Source organism: Planktothricoides sp. SR001 (genome assembly GCF_001276715.1).
In the GTDB taxonomy this organism is placed as follows: domain Bacteria; phylum Cyanobacteriota; class Cyanobacteriia; order Cyanobacteriales; family Laspinemataceae; genus Planktothricoides; species Planktothricoides raciborskii.
On the sequence record NZ_LIUQ01000074.1, the window covers coordinates 20154 to 24716 of the forward strand.

General features: G+C 42.3%; 3 protein-coding genes and 1 tRNA gene. All 4 read left to right on the forward strand.

Annotated features, from left to right (window positions below):
- Positions 1-149: 149 nt before the first annotated feature.
- The 4 genes from AM228_RS26255 (at position 150) to AM228_RS26270 (ending at position 4213) form a co-directional block, all read left to right on the forward strand.
- Positions 150-221 (forward strand) — tRNA-Gly (locus tag AM228_RS26255).
- A 130-nt stretch (positions 222-351) separates the two neighbouring features.
- Positions 352-759 carry a hypothetical protein gene (locus AM228_RS26260; protein ID WP_054469867.1) on the forward strand — a complete coding sequence of 136 codons (408 nt, stop codon included), beginning with the start codon at positions 352-354 and terminating at the stop codon, positions 757-759.
- A 4-nt stretch (positions 760-763) separates the two neighbouring features.
- A complete protein-coding gene (locus tag AM228_RS26265; RefSeq protein WP_054469868.1) occupies positions 764-2032 on the forward strand; it encodes a glutamate-5-semialdehyde dehydrogenase in 1269 nt (422 codons plus the stop codon).
- A 270-nt stretch (positions 2033-2302) separates the two neighbouring features.
- The gene (locus AM228_RS26270; RefSeq protein ID WP_231636954.1) at positions 2303-4213 is read left to right on the forward strand and encodes a CHASE2 domain-containing protein; all 1911 of its coding nucleotides are present in this window, start codon (positions 2303-2305) and stop codon (positions 4211-4213) included.
- Positions 4214-4563: the final 350 nt, after the last annotated feature.

The following is a 4563-nucleotide window of genomic DNA, read 5'->3' on the forward strand; positions in this document are numbered from 1 at the left end:
CCTACACCCTACACCCTCTCTTTCCCCTACACCCTACACCCTAAACCCCACACCCTACACCGATGGCGGCCCCACACCCGAAAAAAATTTTTTCCCAAACTGTTGACAAAATCTGAAAAATCTGTAAATATAGAAATCGTCATGGAAATGCGGGTATAGCTCAGTGGTAGAGCGCAACCTTGCCAAGGTTGATGTCGCGCGTTCGAATCGCGTTACCCGCTTTAAAAGCAAAAATATCATAAACTGAGAGCAAAGCCTTTAATGGCTCAGTTGTTTTTGGCGGTTCAAACCTATTAGCCAAAGCAGCGATGGTTCACATTATATAGTGAAAGATGTTTTGAGAAAGATATTGTGCGATTTAAAAAAGAGCATAAAATTGACTGCAACACGGACTATCCTTGTCCGTGTCCGCGCCAAGGTAGATTAATCCCTATCACCTTGACCGAAGCATTTGGTTGCAATTCCTGCCAGCAAATCTTTGTTCTTGAGGAACAGGGATATGTTCTAGAACAACTGCCCACCCACTATCCTTACAAACGCTCTTGGCGCTGGAATGGCCATCACTGGCAAACGACCGATGATAATTTCCGAGAAAGCTACCTATCTGTAGCAATCTTGGTTATCTTAATGTTATTGGTAATTTGGCTACCTTTGGCGTTGCAATTGCCCCAGGGGGCAAATATTGTCCCGTGGGTGATTCTGGCAGTATTGCTGGCAATTTTCCCCGCCTTAATGGTGTGGTTAGCTTATAGGCGTTAGCGTAATGACAAAAGATTCTTTAACTTCTTCGTCCAGTCTCATGGTGAGTGTTCAACGCACCTATGAAGCGTCCTTGATTCTAGGAACCACTAAAGGGATAGAACGCTCTAGGGCTGTCCGGGCAATTGCTGATGCGTTGGATGATGCGACGGATGATATTCTCGAAGCCAATACTTTGGATTTAGAAGCCAGTCGGGAAATGGCGGTTCCTGATTTGATTTTGGAATGGTTGAAGCTGACTCCAGAACGTTTAAATAATACGGTGGAGACGCTTTATCGCTTGTCGGAATTGTCTGACCCTCTGCGTCGGGTGATGAATGCGTCTTATCAGTTGGATCATTCTCAAACTTATTGTCAGTTAATGCCTCTGGGTGTGATTGCATTAATCTATGAAACTTTGCCAGAGTTAGCCGCGATCGCCGCTGGACTTTGTATGAAAACGGGTAATAGTTTGCTGCTGCGAGGTGGGACTGAAGCAAGTCAATCCAATCAGGCGATCGCGCAAGCTATTTGTGGGGCTTTAGAAAAGGTGGGATTTCCCTCTGGATCTGTAGAATTAATCCCAGCGGATTCTGGGGCAACCATTCGTGATTTAGTTAAACAAGATGACTATATTAATTTAGTCATTCCTTATGGAAGACCGAGTTTAGTCCAACAAGTTGTGCGGCAATCTACCGCCCCGGTTTTGCGATCGGCAATGGGCAATTGTTATCTTTATTGGTCGCCTACGGGGAGTTTGGATCTGACCCGTTCTATTATTATGGATAGCCATCAAAGTGAACCAGATCCTGTGAATGCGATCGAGAAAGTTTTAATCCATAGCAATCAAAAACTCTCTTCTTTAACGATACTGTGGAATACCCTGCAAGAAAGTGGCTTTGAAATTCGCGTCGATGAAGAGTTACATCAAGAATTTCCTGGGTTAACCGTTGTCCAAGAAGAAGAGTGGCATCAATCTTATTTAAGCAAAACTGTTGCCTTTAAACGGGTGAATAACATGGAAGCCGCGATTCGATGGATCAACAAATATAGTAGCGGTCATGCGGATTGCCTCGTCACCGAGTCTTATTTAGAAAGTTCTCAATTTTCGGCGGGGATTAACAGTGCTTCAGTATATATTAACTCATCCCCGCGATTTTACCGTTACAACAAACAACAGGGTGATGCCATTTTCCTGGGAATGTCCAACCAAAAAGGCCTTCGCCGGGGTTTAATCAGTCTGGAAACTTTAACCACTCTCAAGCATATTGTTCAAGGGACGGGACAAGTTTAATTTTGATTGATTCGGTTCAAATAATTTGAGTCCTATATCTAAAATCCACTGATTACAGGGCTGTTCTATTGCGTGAAACTAGGGGCTATTTACGAATTGCCCCTACAGGTTGGGAGACCAAAATGGTTGGGTTTTCTCTCCCAATCCTTATTATCTATTTGTCTGTGGTTGATTAATCTAAAAAACGCTGTAAATCAACAATTTGTTATAATTTTTTGTGGATAATTTATATAATTTAATTATACCAATAAGATTTATTTGCAAAAAACCGTGCTTTCTAAATTATTAAATATATCTCAAAAACCCAACCAAAAATCAGGGCATTCATTGGTTAGCTTATTAAAATTAACGATCGCTTCTCTTGGAGTGACTGGGTTGGTGTTACTCGTTCGCTATTTTGGCGGGTGGCAATCTGCTGAATTGATGATATTTGATCTGATGGTAAATTTGCGTCCCGACCCAGGACCCGATCCCAGGCTTTTGGTGGTAGAAATTAACGAGCAAGATATTGCCAATTTACAGCAATGGCCTATATCCGATCGCGTATTAGCAAAAGCCTTAGCCGAGTTGCAAAAACACCAACCAGCAGCGATCGCTCTAGACCTGGTGCGAGATATTCCTAACCCACCGGGATATGAGGAATTGGTGCAACAATTTCAGCAACCTAATGTGATTGGGTCTTTAGTCATTGGTAATAACGATCGCGATCGCGTTTCCGCCCCTCCCAGTTTACCAGGAACACAAATTGGTTTTGCGGATATGGCGATCGATCCAGATAGTCGAGTTCGCCGTCAATTAATGTTTCAGCCTGATGGAAGTGCTTTATCTGTTCAGGCAGCCCGAATTTATTTAAAAAATCAGCAAATATCCGATAAATTAACCGAAAATAAAGAATATCAGCTTGGTGAAAAGATTTTTCCGAGATTAAGCAAATCCTCTGGTGGTTATCAAACCATAGATGCACGGGGTTATCAATTTTTGCTAACTTATCGGTCGAAAACTGTTGCCCAAACAATTAGTTTTACAGAAGTAATAAACGGGGAAATTGAGCCAAATTTAGTAAAAAATAAAATTGTTTTTATTGGGGTGACTGCTCCTAGTCTCAAAGATTTATTTTTTACTCCCTATAGTGCAGGCAACTACGGACAAAAAATGCCTGGAGTTGAGATTCATGCTCAGATGACTAGCCAGATATTGAGTGCCGTATTAGATGGTGAACCTTTATTTGGGTTTTGGTCAGAATGGGCTGAAGTATTGTGGATATTCGTTTGGGCAATTATCGGCGCTATTTTAGCCGGACGAATTCAGCAACCCTTGGTTTTAGTCGGCAGCGCGATCGCCTCTGTGGGTGGTATCTTTGGGATTAGTTATGGATTATTTTTACAAGCGGCTTGGGTGCCCGTTGCCGCACCAATGGCCACGTTTTTTGTCACGACAATTTTAACCGAATTGTATCAAAAGCAATTAGTCTGGCAACAGGAACAAATGGTAATGAAGCTATTAGGGCAACAAACCTCACCAGAAATTGCTTCTGCTTTATGGAATAGCCGCGATCGCTTATTACAATCGGGCATATTACCCTGGCAAACTCTAACCGCAACGGTCTTATTTACAGACATTAAAAACTTTAGCACCATCTCGGAAACTAAATCACCGGAAGAGTTAATGACCTGGTTAAATCCCTATCTGATTGCCATGAGCGATCGGGTCTTAGATTATCATGGAATTGTTAACAAATTTACTGGGGATGGAATTATGGCTGTATTTGGAGTTCCGGTGCCCCGTAGTAGTAATGAAGAAATCGCTCAAGATGCCGAAAATGCCATCAATTGTGCCTTAGCAATGGCCGAAAACTTAACAAAACTTAATCAAAAATGGCAACAGCAAAAATTGCCCAAAGTGCAAATGCGTGTCGGGATTTTTACCGGCTTAATTACGGTGGGCAGCTTAGGCGGAAAAAATCGTCTAGAATATGGAGTAATTGGGGATACCGTCAACACCGCCTCACGGTTAGAAAGTTGTGAAAAACAGCGCCAACCCGATGACTGCCGCATTCTCATTGGTCAAGCCACTTTAGAATATGTTCAAGGTAAATTTGAGGTGGAATCTTGGGGGTCTTTACCGTTAAAAGGGAAACAACAAATGGTAGAAGTTTACCGGGCGATCGGTCGGGTTGTTTAAAATTCGTCGGGTGTTAAAATCCGTCGGGGATTAAAATCCGCCTGGGTTAACATTTGTCGGGGTTAAAATCCGTCGGAGGTGAACATTCGTCGGGGGTTAACATTTGTCGGGGTTAAAATCCGTCGGGGGTTAAAATCCGTCGGGGGTTAAAATCCGTCGGGGTTAAAATCCGTCGGGGGTTAAAATCCGTCGGGGGTTAAAATCCGTCGGGGGTTAAAATCCGTCGGGGAATAAATTCCCCGCCTCATAGCTAAAGTCGGTTAAAACCGACTAAAATTAGACTAAAATAATATTATATATATAATATTATTTATATATATAAAATATAATATAATTCAAAATTACGGATT

Bases quoted from the DNA above. Each gene is read 5' to 3' on its own strand.
- AM228_RS26265 (WP_054469868.1), top strand. From the start codon at position 764: ATGACAAAAGATTCTTTAACTTCTTCGTCCAGTCTCATGGTGAGTGTT.